Source organism: Stenotrophomonas sp. Steno-C15, assembly GCF_056393265.1.
In genome coordinates this window covers 27,879-49,998 of record NZ_JBWJPF010000019.1, presented here as the reverse complement: position 1 = coordinate 49,998, position 22,120 = coordinate 27,879, and the positions used below count along the sequence as shown (strand labels likewise).

Sequence of the window (22,120 nt, the reverse complement as noted above, 5' to 3'; positions counted from 1 at the left end):
CATCCATGGGGGCTTGGTCGCGGCATCCATGCCGCTCACACCCCCTCAACCGGACCCACCCTGCCTTCGACAGTTGGCCGCGGTCTGCCGGAACGACACGGGGTCGGATCCCGTTGCTGCGCAACGGGCTCTGACCCCGGTGTTCTACATTGGACGCATTGTGCCGACCAAGGCCGGCACCTACCGGGTCAGAGACCCTGCATCAATGCCATCTGCGCCGAATGCGGGGCCTCGTCGTGGGCCGGGGCACGCTTGTGATAGATGCCATCGGCATCCAGTTCCCAGGCGTTGAGGTTGTCGTCCAGATAGTTCTGCAGGACTTCGCGGTAGACCCGCTTGGCCAGCGTCGGATCCAGGATCGGGAAGCAGGTCTCGACCCGCCGCAGCAGGTTGCGCTCCAGCCAGTCGGCGCTCGCGCAGTACAGTTCGGGCGCACCATCGTTGCCGAACCAGTAGACCCGGCTGTGTTCCAGGAAGCGGCCGACGATGGAGCGGACACGGATGTTGTCGGACACGCCCGGGACGCCGGGACGCAGCGTGCAGGCGCCACGGATGATCAGGTCGATCTGCACTCCGGCCTGCGAGGCGGCGTACAGCGCGCGGATTACCTGGGCCTCGTTGAGGGCGTTCATCTTGGCGATGATGCGTGCCGGGCGGCCCGCGGCCGCGATGCGCGTCTCGCGCTCGATCCGCGCCAGGATGCCGGTATGCAGGGTGAAGGGCGACTGCAGCAGGCGCTTGAGCTTCATCTTCGAGGCCAGCCCGGACAGCTGCTGGAACAGCAGGTGCACATCATTGCCGATGTCCGCATCAGCGGTGATCAGGCTGATGTCGGTGTACGCGCGCGCCGTACCGCTGTGGTAGTTGCCGGTGCCCAGGTGCACGTAACGGCGCAGCTTGCGGCCTTCGCGACGCACGATCAGCAGCATCTTGGCATGGGTCTTGTAGCCGACCACGCCATACACCACCTGTACGCCGGCTTCCTGCAGGCGATCGGCCAGCCCGAGGTTGGCCTCTTCATCGAAGCGTGCGCGCAGCTCGACCACCACGGTCACATCCTTGCCGGCACGTGCAGCCTGGATCAGCGCATCGACGATCAGCGAATCCTTGCCCGTGCGGTACAGGGTCTGCTTGATCGCCAGCACGTTCGGATCCAGCGCCGCCTGGCGGATCAGGTCGAGGACCGCGGCGAACGCATCGAAGGGATGGTGCAGCAGCAGGTCCTGGCGCGCCACGGTCTCGAAGATGCCATCGGTGTCGCGCAGCGTGCGCGGCGTCATCGGCGGATATTTCAGGTCTGGCTGCGCGATGAGGTCGTACAGCTGGATGATGCGGTTGAGGTTGACCGGGCCGTCGATGCGATACACCGCGTTCTCGGTCAGGCCGAAGTTCTGCAGCAGGGTACGCACGATCTCGCGCGGCATGTCATGGGCGATTTCCAGCCGCACCGCCGGCCGGTAGCCGCGGTCGACCAGTTCATCGCGCAGTGCCAGCGCCAGGTTCTCCACTTCCTCCTCGTCCACCACCAGCTCGGAATTGCGGGTCACGCGGAACTGGTAGGCGCCCTGGACCTCCATGCCCGGGAACAGTTCATCCACGAAGGTGGACAGCACCGAGGACAGGAACACGAAGTTCTGCGAGCCACCGAGTTTTTCCGGCAGCTGGATGATGCGCGGCAGCGAGCGCGGTGCGCGCACGATGGCCAGGTGGCCGGCGCGGCCGAATGCATCGGTGCCCTTCAGCACGACGACGATGTTCAGCGACTTATTGAGGATCTTCGGGAACGGATGCACCGGATCCAGGCCCAGCGGCGACAGCACCGGCATGATCTCGTTGCGGAAGTAGGCCCGCAGCCAGCGCTTCTGCCGATGGTTCCACGAATGGCGGCCGAGCACGCCGATGCCGGCATCCATCAGGGCCGGGCGCAGTGTCTCGTTCCAGCAGCGGTACTGCTGGTCCACCAGTTCGGCGGCGCGTTCATGGATGGCGTTTAGGATGGCCTGCGGGCTCATCCCGTCCGGAGCCGGCGGCAGGCCGTATTCCTGCGCGTGGCGGACAGCGGCGGCCCGGATCTCGAAGAACTCGTCGAGGTTGGTGCAGGAGATGCACATGAAGCGCAGGCGCTCCAGCAGGGGCACCTGCGGGTCCATGGCCTGGGCCAGCACGCGGAAGTTGAAATCCAGCTGCGACAGTTCGCGGTTGATGTACAGCGCCGGATCGCGCAGCGGATCGTTGTCCGGGCTCACGGGGAGAGGGAGGGATCCGAGGCTGCTCATGGCTTCATTCTTCGACGGAGGTCAGGGGGGCGGACTCGCGCGGGCGCACGTGGTCGGCATCGAAATGACAGGAGAACACCGATCCTTTGCCGACCTCGCTTTCGATCTCCAGCCGCGCATGGTGCAGGCCGAGGATGTGCTTGACGATGGAAAGGCCGAGGCCGGTGCCGCCGCTCTCGCGCGAGCGGCTGCTGGAAACGCGGTAGAAGCGCTCGGTCAGCCGCGGCAGGTGGGTTGCCGGGATACCATAGCCGGTATCGCGCACGGCCAGCACCGCGCCATCGCCTTCGCGACGGAACTCGACGGTGATGCGGCCGTCGGCCGGCGTGTAGCGCACTGCATTGGTGACCAGATTGGAGAAGGCGCTGTGCAGCTCCTTGGTCGAGCCCTGCAGGTCGACGCCGGCAAGGTCCTCGATGCTGATCTGGTGGCGACCCTGGCTGTGGGCCTCGGCTTCGCGACGCAGCGTGGCCAGCATCGGCTGCATGGCCACGACTTCCTCTTCGGTGTGCTCCTGCGACTCCAGCCGCGACAGGGTCAGCAGGTCTTCCACCAACTGGGCCATGCGCTGGCTCTGCTTGCGCATCTCTTCAAGCATCGGGCCGGTGCCGGGGAAATCCTCCGGATCCATCATGTCCAGGTAGCCGTGCACCACGGTGAGAGGGGTGCGCAGCTCATGTGAAACATTGGCGACGAAATCGCGGCGGACCTGTTCCAGGCGCAGCAGCTTGCTGACATCACGGGCGATCAGCAGCCAGTAGTCCGACGAATACGGAATCAGACGGAGGTTGAGGCGGATCGCTGGATCGACCGGCGAGGGCACGTCCAGGATCGGCTCGGCGTTGCGACCGCCGGCCAGCCAGTGGGCCAGCGGCATCGGCTGCAACCGCTCGACAAGGGCCTCGCCCAGGTCGCCCGGATGGTGCAGGCCAAGCAGGGCCGTGGCCGCTTCGTTGAACCACTGCACGCGCTGGCTGTTGCGGTCGAGCACCACCACTGCGTCGGGCAGCGCGGCGGCCGCGGCGCGGTAGCTGCGCAGCATGTCCAGCAGGCGCCGCTTGCGCACGCGCATTTCGACCTGGTTGCGGTACAGCAGGCGATCCAGTTCATTCCACACGCCCGTGCCTTCGGCGGTATCCCAGCGCTGGCGCGCGGTCAGCCGGCGCAGCACGCTGCGCAAGCGCCAGTAATGCCAGGCCAGCGTCGCCAGCGCGCCCAGTGCGACGCACAACCACAGATGGCCCGTGAACCATCCCACCAGTCCGGCGAACAGCAGTACCGCGGCGACGGTAGCCAGCGTCTTCAACCAGGCAGAGCGGATGTGGCGGGGCATTGCGGTCTCGTCGATGAGGTGCGGTGGTTCACTGGAATGAACCAAGGGTTATAGCAGAGTTGCCGGCATCGGCACCCGCGGGTGCGCGATGCCGGCACGACGGGACTCAGGTGGCGGTCGAGAAGCGATAACCCGCGCCGCGCACGGTCTGCACCATGTTCTCGGCATTGAACGGTTCCAGCGTCTTGCGCAGGCGGCGGATGTGCACGTCGATGGTGCGCTCCTCCACGTACACGCTGCCGCCCCACACGTGGTCCAGCAGCTGGGCGCGGGTGTACACGCGCTCGGGGTGGGTCATGAAGAAGTGCAGCAGGCGGTACTCGGTCGGGCCGATCGGCACCGGCTGTTCGTTGGCGAACACGCGATGCGCGGCACCGTCGATGCGGATCGGACCGACCGCCACGCTGCCGTCCTCGTCGTCTTCGCGGGCGCGGCGCATGACCGCACGGATGCGGGCCAGCAGCTCCCGGGCCGAGAACGGCTTGACCACGTAATCGTCGACGCCGGCTTCCAGGCCGCCGACACGGTCGTTCTCCTCGCCACGCGCGGTCAGCATGATGATGGGCACCTCGCGGGTCAGCGTCTCCTTGCGCCAGCGGCGCGCCAGGTCCAGGCCGCTGGTGCCGGGCAGCATCCAGTCCAGCAGGATCAGGTCGGGAACACGGTCGGCGATCGCGGTCTGGGCTTCGCGGGCATCACCGGCGTGGACCGGCTCGTAGTCACCCTTGCGCAGGGCGAAGGCGACCATTTCGCGGATCGCGGGCTCGTCGTCGACGATCAGGATACGTTTCTGCACGAGGGCACCGTAGGGCTCGGTTACTGGACGGGTGCCAGTAGACTACGGTTTGATGACATGTTTGTGACCATCGGGCCGGAACCGCTCCCGATTGCCACGGACCGGTCATGCAGCGCTCAGCGGCGGTCCAGATCGGGGTCCTGCACGCCCTGCCGGCGCAGTTCCAGCACGGTCGGGGTGATCGATTCGATGCGCGCGTCGACCCGGGCCCGTCCTACGTAGTCCAGTGCGGGATTGCGCTTGAGTGCCTGCAGCTGCATCAGCGCCTGCTCCGGCCGGCCGCTGAGGAAGGCGGCCTCGGCGTAGGCCTCGCTGGCACGGACGCTGTCCCCGGCCAGTTCGCTGGCACGGGCGTAGCGCTGCTGGAACACCGGATCGTTACCACTTTGCGACAGCAGCGGCCGCAGCATGGCCTGCGCGCGCTGCCCCGCCTCGCGGTTGCCCTGTTCGTTGAGGATCTCGGCGTAGGTCAGCGCGACGGGCCGACTGTTGGGATGCTCACGCAGCAGCTGCTCGAAACGGGCATTGGCCTGCGTGGCCTGGCCCGAGCGCGATTCTGCCTCGGCCAGGGCCAGCGCCACCCACAGGCTGTCCGGGTGGGCCTGCAGCAGGCCGTTCAGGGTCTGCCGCGCCTCGCCGGCACCGCTGCGTCCCCCCCGCATCACCGCCAGGGCCTGGCCGTAGCGCTGGGCATCGTTCAATCCACTCTTCTGGCGTTTGCCCAGGTCGGCGTACTCGCGCTCCACCTCGCCGGTGGAGTCGGCACTGAGCACCCGCAACCGTTCACGTGCCCAGTCGAAGTCGCCGCTGGGGCCCCGGCTGAGCTGGCCAACCGGCACCCGCAGCACACTGCTTGGCAGCAGCGGGTTGCTGCCGCGCAGCAGTGGTTCGGACAGGGTCGGGTCGGCCGGGTCCACCCGTTCCCTGCGCTCGCCGCTGGGCGTGGTGGTGGTCAGCAGCACCGTGTCCTTCTTCATCTGCTCGGCGCGGGCCTTCGCTTCGCTGATGCGGGTGATGTTGACCGGGTGCGTGCGCAGGAACTCCGGCACGCTGTAGCCGCCCTCGTTGCCGCGCATGGCCGTCGACATCCGCTCGAAGAAGCCGGCCATCGCGTCCACGTCGTAACCGCTGCGTGACAGGGTGCGTATGCCCAGCCGATCGGCTTCCGATTCGTTGGAGCGGGTGTAGTTGATCTGCCGCTGCTGCATCAGGCCCATGCCCGAGCTGATCGCGGCCATGGTCGCATTGCCTGAAGAGGTGCTGTTGCTGGCCTGTGCCGCCACCACCGCCGCCAGCATGCCCAGCAGGATCGGGATCTGGTCGCGCTGGGCGCGCTCGACCCCGCGCAGCACGTGCTGCTGGGTGACGTGGGCGATTTCGTGTGACAGCACCGCGGCAACCTCGTCTTCGCGTTCGGCCGTCAGCACCAGCCCGGCGTTGACCCCGATGTAGCCGCCCAGGGTCGCGAAGGCGTTGATCTGGCGGTCCTTCATCACGAAGAAGGTGTAGGGCTGGCGCGGCTGGTCGCTGTTGGACCCCAGGCGGGTGCCCATGGTCTGCAGCCAGTCATTGACCAGCGGATCGTCCAGCAGGTAGCCATAGTTGCGCAGCTCGCGCAGCATCATCGCGCCGTACTCGGCCTGGCGGGCCGGGGTCAGCAGCTCGCCGGCCGAGGAGCCGATGTCGGGCAGCTTCTCCTGGGCCTGGGCCAGCGGCATGGCCAGGGCGAAGGTGACGGCGGTCGAAAGCAGCAGGGCTCGCAAGCGGGAGGTCCTCGGGCGGGGCGCGCCAAGCGTGGCAGGGCAGGGGGCAACCATTCGTTAATCCACAGTGTTGCGGTGGTAGCGTGGAAATTCCAGCGCACCGGTACCATATGTAGACCGTCGATCCATCGTGGAGTTTCCCGTGACAGCCCAGACCGCCGGCGGTGCCCCCGCCATCACCATCTATTCCACTGCCGTCTGCCCGTACTGCGTGGCCGCCAAGAACTTCCTCAAGAGCAAGGGCCAGCAGTGGACCGAGGTCCGCATCGACCTGGACCCGGCCGAACGCGAGAAGATGATGGCGCTGACCCGCCGCACCAGCGTGCCGCAGATCTTCGTCGGCGACGTCCATGTCGGTGGCTATGACGACATGATGGCGCTGCACCGTGAAGGCAAGCTTGAGCCGCTGCTGGCCGGGCAGGGCCAGGCATGAGCGCGGCCGACGACGGCAGCAAGGACCGCATCGCCGAGTTCACCGCGTTCCGCAAGCGCATGAACGAGCGCATCCTGGGCGAGCCGAACCAGGTGGTGCGCCGGTTCTTCGCGCTGGATACGCAGACCTACCAGGCCGGCGCGCTGGATGTGAAAACCAAGGAGCTGCTGGGGCTGGTGGCCTCGATGGTGCTGCGCTGCGACGACTGCATCAGCTACCACGTGGCCCAGTGCAAGGAGGCCGGGGTGACCCGCGAGGAGTTCTTCGAGACCTTCTCGGTCGGCCTGGTGGTCGGCGGCTCGATCGTGATCCCGCACCTGCGCCGCGCGGTCGATTTCCTCGACCAGCTCGAAGGCGGTGCCGCCGCCCCGGAAGCCCACGAGCACTGAGGGTAACGCCGGGCCATGCCCGGCGAATGACCGGACGCCCACCCGCCGGGCATGGCCCGGCGCCACCGGAATACGCGGGCAATTCTGCCTGAGCCGGGGACTGGGACCATGGTCTATTTGGGACCTCGGCCCCGGCTCAGGCATAATTGCCGGTGAAACTTCCTTTGCGCCGGCGTTTCCGGGCACGTCCGGACGGCGTTTTTTCCCCCTGTTCGGAACATCGATCAATGACGCAGAAAATTACGGTCATCCGCGGCGACGGCATCGGCCCGGAGATCATGGACGCCACCCTGTACGTGCTCGACCAGCTCAATGCCGGCCTGGAGTATGAAGAGGCCGACGCCGGCCTGGCGGCGCTGGAGAAGCACGGCGACCTGATGCCGGCGGTCACCCTGGACTCGATCGCGCGCAACAAGGTTGCCCTGAAGAGCCCGCTGACCACGCCGGTCGGCGGTGGCTTCACCTCGATCAATGTCAGCCTGCGCCGCCATTTCGACCTGTACGCCAACGTGCGTCCGGCCCACACCTTCCCGAACACCAAGTCGCGTTTCGACAACGTCGACCTGATCACCGTGCGTGAGAACACCGAAGGCGCCTACCTGGCTGAAGGCCAGGAAGTGTCGGCCGACGGCGAGACTGCCTTCTCCGGCACCCGCATCACCCGCAAGGGCTCGGAGCGCATCGTGCGCTACGCCTTCGAACTGGCCCGCAGCGTCGGCCGCAAGAAGGTCACCGCCGTGCACAAGGCCAACATCATCAAGTCGACCTCGGGCCTGTTCCTGAACGTCGCCCGTGAAGTGGCCGCGCAGTATCCGGACATCGAGTTCCAGGAAATGATCGTCGACAACACCTGCATGCAGCTGGTGATGCGCCCGGAACAGTTCGATGTGATCGTCACCACCAACCTGTTCGGCGACATCATTTCCGATCTCTGCGCCGGCCTGGTCGGCGGCCTGGGCCTGGCCCCGGGTGCCAACATCGGCAAGGACGCGGCGATCTTCGAAGCGGTGCACGGCACCGCGCCGGACATCGCGGGCCAGGGCAAGGCCAATCCCTGCGCGCTGCTGCTGGCGGCGGCACAGATGCTGGATCATATCGGCCAGCCGCAGAATGCCGAGCGCCTGCGCAAGGCCATCGTGGCGACCATGGAAGCCAAGGACTCGCTGACCGGCGACCTGGGCGGCACCGGCACCACCATGAGCTTCGCCAAGGCCATCGCCACGCGCCTGTAAGCGGTGGCGGGACCTTGTCTGGATTTCCAGCGGGGCGCCTTTGGGCGCCCCGTTGCGTTTGGGGGCCTGCGCATGCTCTGCGCAGCTCATGTGGTGTGGCGGCACCGAAAGTGCGCACGCTGGTCGAGCACCTTGCCACGCACTACGCTGCCCAGGCCGGCGTGGCAGCGTAGCCACGGGGTCGCAGCGAGGTGATGATGGATTCGGTGTATCTGCTGGTCGCACTTGGAGCGATCGTGGCGGGATTCGTGCAGGGACTGTCCGGCTTTGCGTTCGGAATGGTCGCCATGTCGTTCTGGGCGTGGGGGCTGGAGCCACGCCTGGCGGCTACGCTGTCGGTGTTCGGCGCGCTGGTGGGTCAGCTGGTGGCCGTGTTCACCGTGCGGCGCGGATTCAATCTGCGTCTGCTGCTGCCCTTCGTCTTCGGTGGCCTGGCGGGCATTCCGCTGGGCGTGATGGTATTGCCGCAGCTGGACATGGACTGGTTCAAGGCCCTGCTGGGCGGCTTCCTGGCACTGTGGTGCCCGGTGATGCTGATGGCCCGTTCGCTGCCGCCGATCACCACGGGCGGGCGCATCGGCGACACCGTGGCGGGCATGGCCGGTGGCGTGCTCAGCGGCATCGGCGGCTTCGCAGGTCCCGTGCCCACGCTGTGGAGCACGCTGCGTGGTTTCGGCAAGGAGGAGCAGCTCTCGGTCATCCAGAACTTCAACCTGGCGATGCTGTCGGTCACCATGGCCACCTACGTCGGCAGTGGCCTGGTCACCCGGCAGATGTTGCCGTACTTCGCTGTCGTCGCCCCGGCCATGCTGCTTCCGGCGCTGCTGGGCGCGCGGGTCTACATCGGCATCAGCGAGGCGCGGTTCCGCCAGATCGTATTGAGCCTGCTGACGCTGTCGGGCATCGCACTGCTCACGTCCTCGCTGCCGGCCCTGTTGGCGCGCCCGGTTACCGGCTGAGATTCAGGCCGGCCGAAACATGCGGAAACGCTGCTCGGCACTGACGCGGAAATAGTCGGCCGGTCCACCGCCGCGCAGGATCGGGTCGGCGGCTGCAGTGTCGTAGATGCCATCGACCAGCAGTCGTGCCTCGATATGGACGGCGACCACCTCGCCGAGCACCAGCCAGCCGTTGGTGTCCTGTCCGGCGGCGTCGCGCAGGCGGACGATCTGGGTGCAGCGGCATTCCATGCTGACCGGGCTTTCTGCAACACGCGGCGGCTTGACCTGCCCGGACGCCAACGGCGTCAAGCCGGCCAGCGTGAACTCGTCGACGTCCGGCGCGACCGCCCGGCAGCTCTCGTTCATGGCTTCGGCCAGGTCGAAAGTGGCCAGGTTCCAGACGAACTCGCCCGTCGCTTCGATGTTGTGCAGCGAGTCCTTGCGGCCCTGGCTGGAGAAACCAATGATCGGCGGCGTGTAGTTGAAGGCGTTGAAGAAGCTGTAGGGCGCCAGGTTCAACGCGCCGTCGGCAGCGCAGCTGGAAATCCAGCCGATCGGGCGGGGGCCGATGATGGCGTTGAACGGGTCATGCGGCAGGCGATGGCCGTCAGCGGGGCGATAGCTGTGGAAGAGGGCAGGCATGGCGAGGTCGAAAGGGGGAGGGGAACAGAAAGGGCGCCACGGAGGCGCCCTTTGTCGTTTTCAGCTTGACCGGAATCAGCGCTGCTGGATCTTTGACAGCAGGCGGAGGAACTCGACGTACAGCCAGACCAGGGTCACCATCAGGCCGAATGCGCCATACCACTCCATGTACTTGGGCGCGCGCTGGGCCACACCGCTCTCAATGAAATCGAAATCCAGCACCAGGTTCAGCGCGGCGACCACGACCACGAACAGGCTGAAGGCGATGCCCCAGCCGCTGGAGGAGTGGATCAGCGGGACTTCGATGTTGAAGAACGACAGCACGAACGACGCCAGGTAGAGCAGGGCGATGCCACCGGTGGCGGCGACCACGCCGAGCTTGAAATTCTCGGTGGCCTTGATGACGCCGGTGCGGTAGGCCACCAGCAGGGCAGCCAGCGTGCCGAAGGTCAGCAGCACGGCCTGGAATACGATGCCCGGGAACCGCAGCTCGAACACGGCGGAAATGGCGCCGAGGAACAGGCCTTCCACCAGCGCGTACAGCGGTGCGGTGACCGGCGACCATTGCTTCTTGAACACGGTGACCAGCGCCAGCACCAGGCCGCCGATCGCGCCGCCCATGGCATACAGCTTGGCGGCCGGCAGCACCTGGCCGAAGGCCACGGTCTGGTTCCAGGCGAAGGCTGCGGTCAGCACGGTCAGCAGCAACAGGATACCGGTCTTGTTGACGGTGCCGTTGAGGGTCATCGCCTGGTCGGGGCGGGTCACCACCGAGCCGTTGGCGAGGTCGAGGAAAGTCGACTCGGAAAGAGCCGGGTTGCCGCTGCGCATGCGCGTTCTCCGTGCGAATGAGGGATCAGGAAGGCCATCCGGCCGACGATGTCGAGCATAGCCGATGGCCACTGCCACTGCCGTGACCGCGCGCCCGGGACAGATCGCTGCGTTGACAGTTCGCCGCGTGCTTGGCGACAATGACCAACTCCCCGGGCCCGGCTCGAGGGGATTGCAAGACCGGGGTATAGCGCAGTCTGGTAGCGCGCCTGCTTTGGGAGCAGGATGTCGGGGGTTCGAATCCCTCTACCCCGACCAATCCCACGCCACGTCGGATTGGACGCCGTTCCGGTTCGGGCGCCCGTAGCTCAACTGGATAGAGCACCGGCCTTCTAAGCCGGCGGTTACAGGTTCGATTCCTGTCGGGCGCGCCATTGGCGAGGCACCGGGACCGCGTCGGCGGATGTGAAGAAAGGCTTGCAAAAGCGTGAGGACTCCACCAGAATATCGGACTCGCTTCGGCGGCCCGAACTTCGGTGACGGTCTCCAGGCAAGGCTTCAAAGCTCCAGCGCCAGCAGCATTGGCGATGAAGCGAATGTTTCAGTGGTGGCTGTAGCTCAGTTGGTTAGAGTACCGGATTGTGATTCCGGTGGTCGGGGGTTCGAATCCCCTCAGCCACCCCACTGATTCAACCGCATCGGCACAGCCGACATGGTGTTGCAATAAACAGAATGCACGCTATAATGTGCGTCTGAGTTTCACGGGCCGTTAGCTCAGTTGGTAGAGCAGTTGACTCTTAATCAATAGGTCCAAGGTTCGAATCCTTGACGGCCCACCAAGACAGAAGCCACCTGGTACCCCAGGTGGCTTTTTTCTTGCCTGCAGGCCGCGCAAAGGGCATGCGAAGCACCTTGGGTCGTGGCACGCATGCATCGATCAACGATGTTGAAAAAAAGCTTGCACCCCGTGTGCGCATCAGGTCATAATTCGCGCCCCGATTTCGGGCTGTTAGCTCAGTTGGTAGAGCAGTTGACTCTTAATCAATAGGTCCAAGGTTCGAATCCTTGACAGCCCACCAGACGAAAGCCACTTGGTCCTCCAGGTGGCTTTTTTCTTGGGTGTTCAGCGGCTGCCGGACGGCTCTGCGAGTGTGCCGATGGACACCAGGCGCCTTCCTGCTTCATGCACCAGCAACGGCAGGGCCCGGCTCAGCACCAGCAGGCTCGGCACCATCACCAGGGGCGATGCCAGCTGCATGAGCGCAGGCACCAGCAGCGACAGGCGGAACACCGCGGGTGACAGCGTCACCAGGTAGCTGCGCAGCATCCATCGCCGGTGCTGCTCGACGTCGCCACGCCGGATGCTGCGATAGCCGCAGAATGATGTGACCAACCACGCCAGGCCGGTCGCAGCGAACGCCATTTTCAGTGCCAGCCAGCCCTGGGTGGTGGCGATCAGGCCGGCGACAGCGGCACTCCCGAGCAGGATGCCGGCCAGGTAGATCCGTCCCAGCCAGCGATGCAGCCGGGGACGGTGTCGCCGCAGGGGACCGATGAACTGCGTGGCGCCGGCCAGCATGGCCAGGCTGCCGCCGGCGACATGCAGCCACAGCCAGTTGCGACGCTCCCAGAACATGCCATAGGCCTCGGCGCTGACCTGCCCGTAGCGCTGTGCGGTGACCCACAGGAAGTGCAGCGCGACTGCAAGACCGAGCAGCCAGACGAGTGTGGACCAGCCGGGCATCCGGGCCTGCAGGGGCGTGCGGAGTGGGGTGCGTTCCATCGGGGCAGACCGGGTGGCGGCAACGGCACGAGTCTACGCGCACGTGCCGGCGCCTGCGCGTGGGCGCCTGGACTGCGTATTCAGGTTTGTCACGCCTTCCGCTTTGTGCACCCGCCTGCGACAATGACGGCCTGTGCCGGCCACGCGAAAGTGGCGGAATTGGTAGACGCCCTGGATTTAGGTTCCAGTGCCGCAAGGCGTGGGGGTTCGAGTCCCCCCTTTCGCACCAGTGCCGGCCTGCCTCCGCCCCCGCCGGGCGTTCCCGAGGCGCTTGCCCGGCCTGCGCTGGCAGTGCACGCCGAATTGGGCGAAACTAAAGGGCTGCGGCAAGCAGGCGCGTCCCGGACGCCGTCACCTTACAACCGTTTCATCCATCATCGAGCCGGAGGCCAGAGCGCCACCGGTGGCAGGAGTCAACATGCAAGCTTCGATCGAATCCATCGGCAACCTGGAACGCCGCCTGAGCTTCTCGCTGCCGGAAGACCGTCTGCAGAGCCACATCAACGGCCGCCTGGGCGAAATCGCCCGTACCACCCGCATCAAGGGTTTCCGTCCGGGCAAGGTGCCGGCCAAGGTGATCGAGCAGCGCTTCGGCGCGCAGGTCCGTGGCGAGGCGCTGGACGGCCTGCTGCGCGAAACCTTCGACGCGGCCGTGCGCGAGCACGACCTGCGCATCGTCGGCAGCCCGCGCATCGACAAGGGCGACGAGGGTGAGTTCTCCTTCGTGGCCACCGTGGAGGTGGTGCCGGACTTCGGTGACATCGACGTCAGCAAGCTGACCGTGGTGCGCCACACCGCCGAGATCACCGACGCCGACATCGACCAGATGATCGAGAACCTGCAGAACCAGCGCCGCACCTGGGCACCGGTTGCGCGTGGTGCGCAGGATGGCGACCTGGTTGCGGTCGAAACCTGGTCCCAGGCCGGCGAAGAGCGCCTGCCGGCCGAAGGCACCGAGAAGGGTTCGATCGTGCTCGGCCAGGGCATGATGTTCGAGACCATCGAAAAGGGCCTGGTCGGCCTGGCCAAGGGCGAGGAAAAGACGCTGGACGTCGATTTCCCGGCCGACTGGCGCGTGCCGGTGCTGGCCGGCAAGACCGTGCAGGTCACCGTCAAGGTTGCCGAAGTGTCCGAGCCGGTGGTGCCGGCGGTCGATGAGGCCTTCATCAAGAGCTTCGGCGTGAAGGGCGGTGATGTCGAGCAGTTCCGCAGCGACATCCGCGCCAACCTGGAGCGCGAGCTCAAGGGCGCGCTGATGAACCGCCTGCGCCGTGAAGTGGGCGAGCAGCTGATCGCCGCCTATTCCTCGGTGGAAATGCCGCCGCGCCTGGTCGAGAACGAAGCCCGCGCGATGCTGGCCCAGCAGGTTGAGCAGATCCGCCGCAGCGGCCGCAACCCGGGCGAGATCCCGGCCGATGCCCACGAAGGTTTCAAGGACGCCGCCGCCAAGCGCGTGCTGGTCGGCCTGCTGGTCGGCGAAGTGGCGCGCACCAACGATCTGCGCCTGGAGCCCAAGCGCCTGAACGAAACGCTGCGTCTGATCGCCTCGACCTACGAAGAGCCGGAGCAGGTCATTGAGATGTACCGCAACGACCCCCAGCTGATGTCTGGTCTGCAGAACCGTGTGATGGAAGAGCAGGTGATCGACTGGATCGCCGAGCGCGCCCAGCACACCGAAGAGAAGCTGTCGTTCCAGGACGCGATCCGCCAGTAAGTCCGGGCGGATCACCGTATGCCCCGCGCCCCTGCCGGCGCGGGGTTGTTTCCCCCCAAGATAGGTACCTCACGTAATGGACAACCGAACCAAAGCCCTGAACCTGGTTCCGATGGTGGTCGAGCAGACCAGCCGCGGCGAGCGTGCCTACGACATCTATTCGCGCCTGTTGAAGGAGCGCCTGATCTTCCTCGTGGGCCCGATCGACGATCACATGGCCAACGTGGTGGTGGCGCAGTTGCTGTTCCTGGAATCGGAGAACCCGGAAAAGGACATCAACATCTACATCAACTCGCCGGGTGGCGTGGTCACCGCCGGTATGGCGATCTACGACACCATGCAGTACATCAAGCCGAATGTGAGCACCACCTGCATCGGCCAGGCGGCCTCGATGGGTGCCCTCCTGCTGGCTGCAGGTGAAGCCGGCAAGCGCTATGCGCTGCCGAATTCGCGCGTGATGATCCACCAGCCGCTGGGGGGTTACCAGGGCCAGGCGACGGACATCGACATCCACGCGCGCGAGATCCTGACGCTGCGTTCGCGCCTGAATGAGATCCTGGCCCGCCACACCGGCCAGTCGCTGGAAACGATCGCTCGCGATACCGAGCGCGACAACTTCAAGAGTGCGGTCGAAGCGCAGGCCTACGGCCTGGTCGACCAGGTCCTGGAGCGTCGCCCGGATGAGTCGGTCCAGGCGGGTTGAGCCGCCTTCACGGGGCCAGGCAGGCCTCGTTCCTGCAGGGTCGGGCGGGACTGGTGTCCCTCCGGCCCTGTGCTATTCTCGAATCGAACCCCCGTTCAGCGGGTGGGGTAACTGGGTAAGCGAAGCATGAGCGAAGACCGCCAAGGTCGTTCCACGGACACCGGCAAGATCCTCTACTGCTCTTTCTGCGGCAAGAGCCAGCATGAAGTGCGCAAGCTGATTGCGGGTCCGAGCGTGTTCATCTGCGATGAATGCGTGGAGCTGTGCAACGACATCATCCGCGAAGAACTTGAGGAGAAGGCGCAGTCGGCGCGCAGCTCGCTGCCGAAGCCGCGCGAGATCCTCGAGGTCCTCGACCAGTACGTGATCGGCCAGAACCGCGCCAAGCGCACCCTGGCCGTGGCCGTGTACAACCACTACAAGCGCATCGAGAGCCGGCAGAAGAACGACGACGTCGAGCTGGCGAAGTCGAACATCCTGCTGGTCGGTCCGACCGGTTCGGGCAAGACCCTGCTGGCCGAAACCCTGGCCCGCCTGCTCAACGTGCCGTTCACCATGGCCGACGCCACCACGCTGACCGAAGCCGGTTACGTGGGCGAGGACGTGGAGAACATCATCCAGAAGCTGCTGCAGAAGTGCGACTACGACGTCGAGAAGGCGCAGCAGGGCATCGTCTACATCGATGAGATCGACAAGATCTCGCGCAAGAGCGAGAACCCGTCGATCACCCGCGACGTGTCCGGCGAAGGCGTACAGCAGGCCCTGCTGAAGCTGATCGAAGGTACCGTGGCCAGCGTGCCGCCGCAGGGCGGTCGCAAGCATCCGCAGCAGGAGTTCCTGCAGGTGGACACCAAGAACATCCTGTTCATCTGCGGCGGCGCGTTCGCCGGCCTGGACAAGGTGATCCAGGCCCGTTCCACCGACGTGGGCAGCATCGGCTTCGGCGCCAAGGTGAAGAGCGCCGAGCGCAAGCAGGAAGTGGGCAAGCTGCTGGCGGAAGTCGAGCCGGAAGATCTGATCAAGTTCGGCCTGATTCCCGAGTTCGTCGGCCGCCTGCCGGTGGTGGCGACCCTGGAGGAGCTGGACGAGCCGGCCCTGATCAAGATCCTGACCGAACCGAAGAACGCCATCACCAAGCAGTTCAAGAAGCTGTTCGAGATGGAGAACGTCGAACTGGAGTTCCGTCCGGACGCCCTGTCGGCCATCGCCCGCAAGGCGCTCAAGCGCAAGACCGGCGCCCGTGGCCTGCGCACCATCGTCGAATCGGTGCTGCTGGACACCATGTACGACCTGCCTTCGCAGGAAAACGTCAGCAAGGTGGTGGTGGACGAATCGGTGATCGAGCACAAGTCCGAGCCGTACCTGATCTACCAGACCCCGGCGGCCCCTGAACAGAAGGCCGCAGGCGCCGAGTGATTCTTCCAAGTTGTTGATTGGAAAGAATTTTAAAGGAATGCCTTGCATCTGAAAGCCGATGGCCCCATAACGGGGCCATCGGCTTTTTTTGTCTCCGGAAGATGTCCTCCCGGAGGCGGTTTTCCCCTTCCCTGGAGCCCCCATGGCCCGTTCCCCAAGTGAAACCCTCGACCTGCCGGTCCTGCCGCTGCGCGACGTAGTGGTGTTCCCGCACATGGTCATCCCGCTGTTCGTCGGCCGTGACAAGTCCATGCACGCGCTCGAACAGGCAATGGAGGCAGACAAGCGCATCCTGCTGCTCGCGCAGAAGTCCGCCGAGACCGACGACCCGCATGCGGCCGATCTCTACCAGGTCGGTACGCTGGCGCAGGTGCTGCAGCTGCTGAAGCTCCCCGATGGCACGATCAAGGTGCTGGTCGAAGGCCTCTCGCGCGTGCAGGTGACCCATGTCGACGAACGCAACGGTTCGCTGCACGGCCAGGCCGTGGAGATCGACGCTGCGGACGAGCGCGAGCCGCGCGAGATCGAGGCGATCGCCCGCTCGCTGATGTCGCTGTTCGAGCAGTACGTGAAAACCAACCGCAAGCTTCCGCCGGAGCTGCTGCAGACCCTGGCCGGGATCGACGAGCCTGCGCGCCTGGCTGACACCATCGCCGCCCACATCAGCGTGCGCCTGGCCGACAAGCAGCGCCTGCTGGAAACGCTGGCCGTCGGCGAGCGCCTGGAGATGCTGGTCGGCCTGGTCGACGGCGAGATCGACGTGCAGCAGATGGAAAAGCGCATCCGCGGCCGCGTGAAGTCGCAGATGGAGAAGAGCCAGCGCGAGTACTACCTCAACGAACAGATGAAGGCCATCCAGAAGGAACTGGGTGACCTCGACGACGCGCCGGGCGAGCTGGAAGAGCTGGCCCGCAAGATCGCCGAAGCGGGCATGCCGAAGGCGGTGGAAGCCAAGGCGCGCAACGAACTGAACAAGCTCAAGCAGATGTCGCCGATGTCCGCTGAGGCGGCGGTCGTGCGCAATTACCTGGAGTGGCTGCTGGGCGTGCCGTGGAAGAAGCGCACGAAGGTGCGCAAGGACCTGAAGGCTGCGCAGGACACGCTCGATGCCGACCATTACGGCCTGGAGAAGGTCAAGGAGCGCATCCTTGAATACCTGGCGGTGCAGTCGCGGGTGAAGCAGATGAAGGGCCCGATCCTGTGCCTGGTCGGGCCCCCGGGCGTGGGCAAGACCTCGCTCGGCCAGTCCATCGCCAAGGCCACCAACCGCAAGTTCGTGCGCATGTCGCTGGGCGGCGTGCGTGATGAGGCCGAGATCCGTGGCCACCGTCGCACCTACGTCGGCTCCATGCCGGGCCGCATCGTGCAGAACCTCAACAAGGTCGGCAGCAAGAATCCGCTGTTCGTGCTCGACGAGATCGACAAGATGTCGATGGACTTCCGTGGTGATCCCTCCTCGGCGCTGCTGGAAGTGCTCGATCCGGAGCAGAACAACGCATTCAACGATCACTACCTGGAAGTGGACCTGGATCTGTCGGAAGTGATGTTCGTGGCCACCTCGAACTCGCTCAACATTCCGGGCCCGCTGCTGGACCGCATGGAAGTGATCCGCATCCCCGGTTACACCGAGGATGAGAAGCTCAACATCGCGACCCGCTACCTGGTGCCCAAGCAGATCAAGGCCAATGGCCTGAAGCCGGAGGAACTGGAAATCGGCAGCGATGCGATCCAGGACATCGTGCGCTACTACACCCGCGAGTCGGGCGTGCGCAATCTGGAGCGCGAGATCGCCAAGATCTGCCGCAAGGTGGTGAAGGAGATCGCGCTGGCAGGCCCGCAGCCGGTGAAGGCCAGGAAGGGCGCGAAGAAGGCCAAGGCGCTGGTCACGGTGACCGGCAAGAACCTGGACAAGTACCTGGGCGTGCGCCGCTTCGATTTTGGTCGCGCCGAGGAAGAAAACGAGATCGGCCTGGTCACCGGCCTGGCCTGGACCGAAGTCGGTGGCGACCTGCTGCAGATCGAATCGACGCTGGTGCCGGGCAAGGGCCAGTTGATCCTGACCGGCCAGCTCGGCAACGTGATGAAGGAATCGGCTTCGGCGGCGCTGTCGGTCGTGCGTTCGCGCGCCGATCGTTTCGGCATCGACAGCGACTTCCTGCAGAAGCACGACGTGCACCTGCACGTTCCCGACGGTGCCACGCCGAAGGACGGCCCGAGCGCCGGCGCGGCGATGGTGACCTCCCTGGTCTCGATGCTGACCAGGGTGCCGGTGCGTGCCGATGTGGCGATGACCGGCGAAATCACGCTGCGTGGGCGGGTCACCGCCATCGGTGGACTGAAGGAGAAGCTGCTGGCTGCCCTGCGTGGCGGTATCCGCACGGTCATCATTCCCGAAGAGAACCGCAAGGATCTGGCCGACATCCCGGCCAACGTCACCCGTGATCTGAAGATCGTGCCGGTGAAGTACATCGAAGAAGTGCTTGATCTGGCATTGGAGCGTCCGCTGGCACCGAAGAAGGCGCGCAAGAGTGCGCAGCGCGTCACGGTACGTAGCAAGGCGAAACCGAGTGGAAACGCGCGCGTCAAGCACTGACGCGCGTTGCCGAATGGCCCGAAACCCGCGTCGTTGCTGGCTTTCCAGCTTGCGTGGGGGTAGGGCCACTGGTATAAAAGCAGCACTCGCAAATGAGTGATCGCTGTTGGCGATCTCTGAATCGGCGAACCGTTTCCACATGGCGATCGCGCGCAGATGGCGTGCGGTTGCTTCCCTGTCGAATCCGCGGAACCCACCGCCAAAGGAGTTGTAGAGAATGAACAAGACCGAATTGATCGACGCCGTTGCTGAAGCTGCCGACCTGACCAAGGCCGAGTCCAGCCGCGCTGTCGATGCCGTCGTTGCTGCCATCACCAAGGCGCTGAAGGACGGCGATGCGGTCACCCTGGTCGGCTTCGGTACCTTCCAGGTCCGCGACCGTGCAGCCCGCACCGGCCGCAACCCGAAGACCGGCGACACCATCAAGATCGCTGCTTCGAAGAATCCGTCCTTCAAGGCTGGCAAGGCCCTTAAGGATGCTGTAAACTAAGCGGCTCGCTGGGGTGCTTAGCTCAGCGGTAGAGCGTCTCCTTTACACGGAGAGGGTCGGGGGTTCGAAACCCTCAGCACCCACCACAGCACCGCGGTAAAAGTTTGAGTGTGGAGCGGTAGTTCAGCTGGTTAGAATGCTGGCCTGTCACGCCGGAGGTCGCGGGTTCGAGTCCCGTCCGCTCCGCCACTTCAACGAGGCCTCCGGCCAAAAGCTGGAGGCTTTGTTTTCTCCCTGATCCTGATCGGGAAGAGAACACAAGCAGTACAACGCGGAGCGGTAGTTCAGCTGGTTAGAATGCTGGCCTGTCACGCCGGAGGTCGCGGGTTCGAGTCCCGTCCGCTCCGCCATTACATCGAGGCCCCCGGCCCAAAGCTGGGGGCCTTGTCTTCTCCCCGGCCTGTCCGGGACGAAGGCAGAAGGGTTGTCGCAAACACGGAGCGGTAGTTCAGCTGGTTAGAATGCTGGCCTGTCACGCCGGAGGTCGCGGGTTCGAGTCCCGTCCGCTCCGCCATTGCGCAGTTCTTAAGTCCCTGTGAAAAAACTTTGAAAAAAGTGTTCATCGGGCTGGGTTTCCAGGGTGTCTTCGGATATACTGGGCGCCTGCAAAGTTTCAAGCGCGGAGCGGTAGTTCAGCTGGTTAGAATGCTGGCCTGTCACGCCGGAGGTCGCGGGTTCGAGTCCCGTCCGCTCCGCCAACTTTCAAAAGCCCTCGGCGAATGCCGGGGGCTTTTTCTTTGCGCGCATGTCGCCCTTGGCGTTTTTGGTCCCTGCGACGAAGCGGGTTACACTGCCGGGCTCGCCAATCAGGCCTTGTGATTCCTCACCATGCTGCAGAAACTCCGCGACAAGACCTCAGGCTGGATCGTCACCGTGATCCTGGGGCTGCTGATGATTCCGTTCCTGTTCGTGATCGACAACAGCTACCTGGGTGGCGTTGGCGCACAGAACGTGGCCAAGGTTTCCGCACCGCCGACCTGGTGGCGTTCCGCGCCGTCGTGGTGGCCGGTACGCATGCTGTGGCAGCACCATGAGATCAGCGCGCAGGATTTCCGCACCCGTTTCGAGCAGGAGCGCATGCGTGAGCGCCAGCAGCAGGGCGAGAACTTCGACCCGCGCGCGTTCGAAAGCACCGAGAACAAGCTGGCGGTCCTGGATCAGCTGATCGACGAGCAGGTCGTGCGCCTGGTCGGCGAGCAGGCGGGTGTGGTGATTGGCGATGGCGCCGTGCGCGAGTACATCACGTCCATGCCGGCGTTCCAGGGGCCGGATGGCAAGTTCAACGAAAACAGCTACCGCCTGGCGCTGGCCGGCGGCAATCCTCCGCGTACCCCGACCCAGTTCCAGGAACTGGTGCGCGAGAGCCTGCAGCAGTCGGTGATTCCGGCCGGACTGCAGAACTCCGGTTTTGTCACCCAGGCCGAGACCGAACGCCTGTTGAAGCTGCTGGGCGAAACCCGTGATGTCGAGCTGGCTGCGCTGCCGCCGGTGCCGGCTGACACGGCCCCGGTGACCGATGCGCAGATCAAGCAGTGGTACGACAGCCATGGCAAGGATTTCCGCCAGGCCGAAACCGTTTCGCTGGAGTATGTCGAGGTCAACGGTGCCAACCTGCCGGCGCCGACGCCGGCCGACGAAGCCACCCTGCGCAAGCGCTACGAGGAAGAAAAGGCCAAGTTCACCTCTCCGGAGCAGCGCCAGGCCGCCCACATCCTGATTACCGGCGACGGTGCTGAGGCCAAGGCGAACAAGCTGGCGGCCGAGGCAAAGGCGGCCGGTGCCGACTTCGCAGCCCTGGCCAAGGCCAACTCCGAGGATCCGGGCTCCAAGGACCAGGGCGGTGACCTGGGCTGGGTGGAGCGTGGCGCGATGGTCAAGCCGTTTGAAGACGCCCTGTTCGCGGCCAAGGCCGGCGACGTGATCGGTCCGGTCAAGACCGACTTCGGATACCACATCATCAAGGTGGCCGCGGTACGCGGCGGCGAAGGCAAGTCGTTCGAGGACGTGCGCGATACGCTGGCCGCCGAACAGCTCAAGGCCGACGGTGAGCGCGGTTTCAACGAGCTGGCCGGCCGTCTGGTCGATGCCATCAACAAGAGCCCGAGCGACCTGGCTGCCGCAGCCAAGGAAGTGGGGCTGCCGCTGCAGACCCTGGGACCGATCACCCGCGCTACCGCCAGCGGCATCGCCAGCGACCCGGCCGTGCTGCGCGCCGCGTTCTCGGACGTGCTGGTGCAGGACGGGACCGCCAGCGATCCGATCGCCCTGGGAGGCGCCACCAACCACAGCGTCGTGATCCGCGTCGCGGCCCACACGCCGGAGCAGGCGCTGCCGCTGGAGAAGGCCCGCGAGCAGGTGATCGCCGCGATCCGTGCCGACCGCCAGCGCCAGGCCAGCGACAAGGCGGCCGAAGCGCTGCTGGCCAAGTTGAAGGGCGGTGCCACCCTGCAGTCGCTGGCTGCCAGCGAAAAGCTGCAGCTGAGCCCGATGCCGGGCCTGCCGCGTGGCCAGCCGGTGCCGACCCCGGAAATCAACAGCGCGATCTTCAGCGCGCCGGTACCCACCGCAGGCAAGCCGACCTACGGCAAGGTCGACGTCAACGGCCGTGCGCTGGTGTTCGCGGTGAACAAGGTCAATCCGGGCGACATCAAGGACGTGACCGCCGAGCAGCAGAAGCAGCTGAAGGAACAGCTGAGCCAGATCGACGGCATGGCCGCAGCCAAGGCCTACATCGACGCGATGCGCAAGAAGTTCGTGGTGCAGACCACCGAAGCGAATCTGTAAGCCCACGGCGGGCAGAACGGAAAGGCCCGGCATTGCCGGGCCTTTTTCGTGGGCGGGTGCC

At 65.4% G+C, this 22,120-nt stretch carries 17 protein-coding genes and 11 tRNA genes; 21 read left to right on the top strand and 7 right to left on the bottom strand.

What is annotated here, in order from left to right; translation table 11 throughout:
* Positions 1 to 188: 188 nt before the first annotated feature.
* The 4 genes from ppk1 to AC06FB_RS14275 all read right to left on the bottom strand — a co-directional run bounded on the left by ppk1 (position 189) and on the right by AC06FB_RS14275 (position 6,168).
* Positions 189 to 2,276, bottom strand: a complete 2,088-nt coding sequence (gene ppk1, locus AC06FB_RS14290) for a polyphosphate kinase 1 (protein ID WP_053519438.1) — start codon at positions 2,274 to 2,276, stop codon at positions 189 to 191.
* Between the two features lie 4 nt (positions 2,277 to 2,280).
* On the bottom strand, positions 2,281 to 3,609 hold the full coding sequence (phoR, locus tag AC06FB_RS14285; protein ID WP_053519437.1) for a phosphate regulon sensor histidine kinase PhoR: 1,329 nt from the start codon (positions 3,607 to 3,609) through the stop codon (positions 2,281 to 2,283).
* A gap of 106 nt (positions 3,610 to 3,715) precedes the next feature.
* On the bottom strand, positions 3,716 to 4,405 hold the full coding sequence (phoB, locus tag AC06FB_RS14280; protein ID WP_053519436.1) for a phosphate regulon transcriptional regulator PhoB: 690 nt from the start codon (positions 4,403 to 4,405) through the stop codon (positions 3,716 to 3,718).
* Positions 4,406 to 4,521: 116 nt separating this feature from the next.
* Positions 4,522 to 6,168 (bottom strand): M48 family metalloprotease, encoded by a 1,647-nt coding sequence (locus AC06FB_RS14275; protein WP_053519435.1) that lies wholly within the window; start codon positions 6,166 to 6,168, stop codon positions 4,522 to 4,524.
* 142 nt (positions 6,169 to 6,310) lie between these two features.
* Between AC06FB_RS14275 and grxC the strand changes: the two genes are divergently transcribed.
* From grxC to AC06FB_RS14255, 4 genes are all read left to right on the top strand, one after another.
* Positions 6,311 to 6,601: a glutaredoxin 3 gene (grxC, locus tag AC06FB_RS14270; RefSeq protein WP_004154541.1), complete on the top strand. Its 291-nt coding sequence runs from the start codon at positions 6,311 to 6,313 to the stop codon at positions 6,599 to 6,601.
* Complete coding sequence (locus AC06FB_RS14265) at positions 6,598 to 6,990, top strand: carboxymuconolactone decarboxylase family protein (RefSeq protein WP_053519434.1); 393 nt, start codon at positions 6,598 to 6,600, stop codon at positions 6,988 to 6,990. Before grxC ends, AC06FB_RS14265 begins: the two co-directional genes overlap by 4 nt.
* A gap of 227 nt (positions 6,991 to 7,217) precedes the next feature.
* Complete coding sequence (locus AC06FB_RS14260) at positions 7,218 to 8,222, top strand: isocitrate dehydrogenase (protein ID WP_053520418.1); 1,005 nt, start codon at positions 7,218 to 7,220, stop codon at positions 8,220 to 8,222.
* Between the two features lie 197 nt (positions 8,223 to 8,419).
* Positions 8,420 to 9,181 carry a sulfite exporter TauE/SafE family protein gene (locus AC06FB_RS14255; protein ID WP_283219323.1) on the top strand — a complete coding sequence of 254 codons (762 nt, stop codon included), beginning with the start codon at positions 8,420 to 8,422 and terminating at the stop codon, positions 9,179 to 9,181.
* Positions 9,182 to 9,184: 3 nt separating this feature from the next.
* On the opposite strand, the gene AC06FB_RS14250 is transcribed toward AC06FB_RS14255, so the two are convergent.
* On the bottom strand, positions 9,185 to 9,805 hold the full coding sequence (locus AC06FB_RS14250) for a flavin reductase family protein (RefSeq protein ID WP_053520417.1): 621 nt from the start codon (positions 9,803 to 9,805) through the stop codon (positions 9,185 to 9,187).
* Between the two features lie 75 nt (positions 9,806 to 9,880).
* Positions 9,881 to 10,636: a Bax inhibitor-1/YccA family protein gene (locus AC06FB_RS14245; protein WP_053520416.1), complete on the bottom strand. Its 756-nt coding sequence runs from the start codon at positions 10,634 to 10,636 to the stop codon at positions 9,881 to 9,883.
* A gap of 181 nt (positions 10,637 to 10,817) precedes the next feature.
* Between AC06FB_RS14245 and AC06FB_RS14240 the strand changes: the two genes are divergently transcribed.
* The 5 genes from AC06FB_RS14240 (at position 10,818) to AC06FB_RS14220 (ending at position 11,655) form a co-directional block, all read left to right on the top strand.
* A tRNA-Pro gene (locus tag AC06FB_RS14240) sits at positions 10,818 to 10,894 on the top strand.
* A gap of 39 nt (positions 10,895 to 10,933) precedes the next feature.
* A tRNA-Arg gene (locus AC06FB_RS14235) sits at positions 10,934 to 11,010 on the top strand.
* 173 nt (positions 11,011 to 11,183) lie between these two features.
* Positions 11,184 to 11,260: transfer RNA gene (locus AC06FB_RS14230), tRNA-His, on the top strand.
* A 79-nt stretch (positions 11,261 to 11,339) separates the two neighbouring features.
* A tRNA-Lys gene (locus AC06FB_RS14225) sits at positions 11,340 to 11,415 on the top strand.
* A 164-nt stretch (positions 11,416 to 11,579) separates the two neighbouring features.
* A tRNA-Lys gene (locus AC06FB_RS14220) sits at positions 11,580 to 11,655 on the top strand.
* 44 nt (positions 11,656 to 11,699) lie between these two features.
* Here AC06FB_RS14220 and AC06FB_RS14215 read toward each other — a convergent pair.
* Positions 11,700 to 12,359, bottom strand: coding sequence for a DUF2306 domain-containing protein (locus AC06FB_RS14215; protein ID WP_478053802.1), 660 nt, complete (start codon positions 12,357 to 12,359; stop codon positions 11,700 to 11,702).
* A gap of 144 nt (positions 12,360 to 12,503) precedes the next feature.
* On the opposite strand from AC06FB_RS14215, the gene AC06FB_RS14210 reads away from it, so the two are divergent.
* The 12 genes from AC06FB_RS14210 to AC06FB_RS14155 all read left to right on the top strand — a co-directional run bounded on the left by AC06FB_RS14210 (position 12,504) and on the right by AC06FB_RS14155 (position 22,059).
* Positions 12,504 to 12,588, top strand: a tRNA-Leu gene (locus tag AC06FB_RS14210).
* A 189-nt stretch (positions 12,589 to 12,777) separates the two neighbouring features.
* A complete protein-coding gene (tig, locus tag AC06FB_RS14205; RefSeq protein WP_053520350.1) occupies positions 12,778 to 14,073 on the top strand; it encodes a trigger factor in 1,296 nt (431 codons plus the stop codon).
* Between the two features lie 76 nt (positions 14,074 to 14,149).
* Complete coding sequence (gene clpP, locus AC06FB_RS14200) at positions 14,150 to 14,776, top strand: ATP-dependent Clp endopeptidase proteolytic subunit ClpP (protein WP_053520351.1); 627 nt, start codon at positions 14,150 to 14,152, stop codon at positions 14,774 to 14,776.
* 126 nt (positions 14,777 to 14,902) lie between these two features.
* Complete coding sequence (gene clpX, locus AC06FB_RS14195; protein WP_053520352.1) at positions 14,903 to 16,192, top strand: ATP-dependent Clp protease ATP-binding subunit ClpX; 1,290 nt, start codon at positions 14,903 to 14,905, stop codon at positions 16,190 to 16,192.
* A gap of 142 nt (positions 16,193 to 16,334) precedes the next feature.
* The gene (gene lon / locus AC06FB_RS14190; RefSeq protein ID WP_053520353.1) at positions 16,335 to 18,785 is read left to right on the top strand and encodes an endopeptidase La; all 2,451 of its coding nucleotides are present in this window, start codon (positions 16,335 to 16,337) and stop codon (positions 18,783 to 18,785) included.
* 217 nt (positions 18,786 to 19,002) lie between these two features.
* Positions 19,003 to 19,275: an HU family DNA-binding protein gene (locus AC06FB_RS14185; RefSeq protein ID WP_005408270.1), complete on the top strand. Its 273-nt coding sequence runs from the start codon at positions 19,003 to 19,005 to the stop codon at positions 19,273 to 19,275.
* An 11-nt stretch (positions 19,276 to 19,286) separates the two neighbouring features.
* Positions 19,287 to 19,361, top strand: a tRNA-Val gene (locus tag AC06FB_RS14180).
* A gap of 26 nt (positions 19,362 to 19,387) precedes the next feature.
* Positions 19,388 to 19,464 (top strand) — tRNA-Asp (locus tag AC06FB_RS14175).
* Positions 19,465 to 19,548: 84 nt separating this feature from the next.
* Positions 19,549 to 19,625: transfer RNA gene (locus tag AC06FB_RS14170), tRNA-Asp, on the top strand.
* 87 nt (positions 19,626 to 19,712) lie between these two features.
* Positions 19,713 to 19,789: transfer RNA gene (locus tag AC06FB_RS14165), tRNA-Asp, on the top strand.
* Positions 19,790 to 19,896: 107 nt separating this feature from the next.
* Positions 19,897 to 19,973, top strand: a tRNA-Asp gene (locus AC06FB_RS14160).
* Positions 19,974 to 20,103: 130 nt separating this feature from the next.
* A complete protein-coding gene (locus tag AC06FB_RS14155; RefSeq protein ID WP_053519048.1) occupies positions 20,104 to 22,059 on the top strand; it encodes a peptidyl-prolyl cis-trans isomerase in 1,956 nt (651 codons plus the stop codon).
* Positions 22,060 to 22,120: the final 61 nt, after the last annotated feature.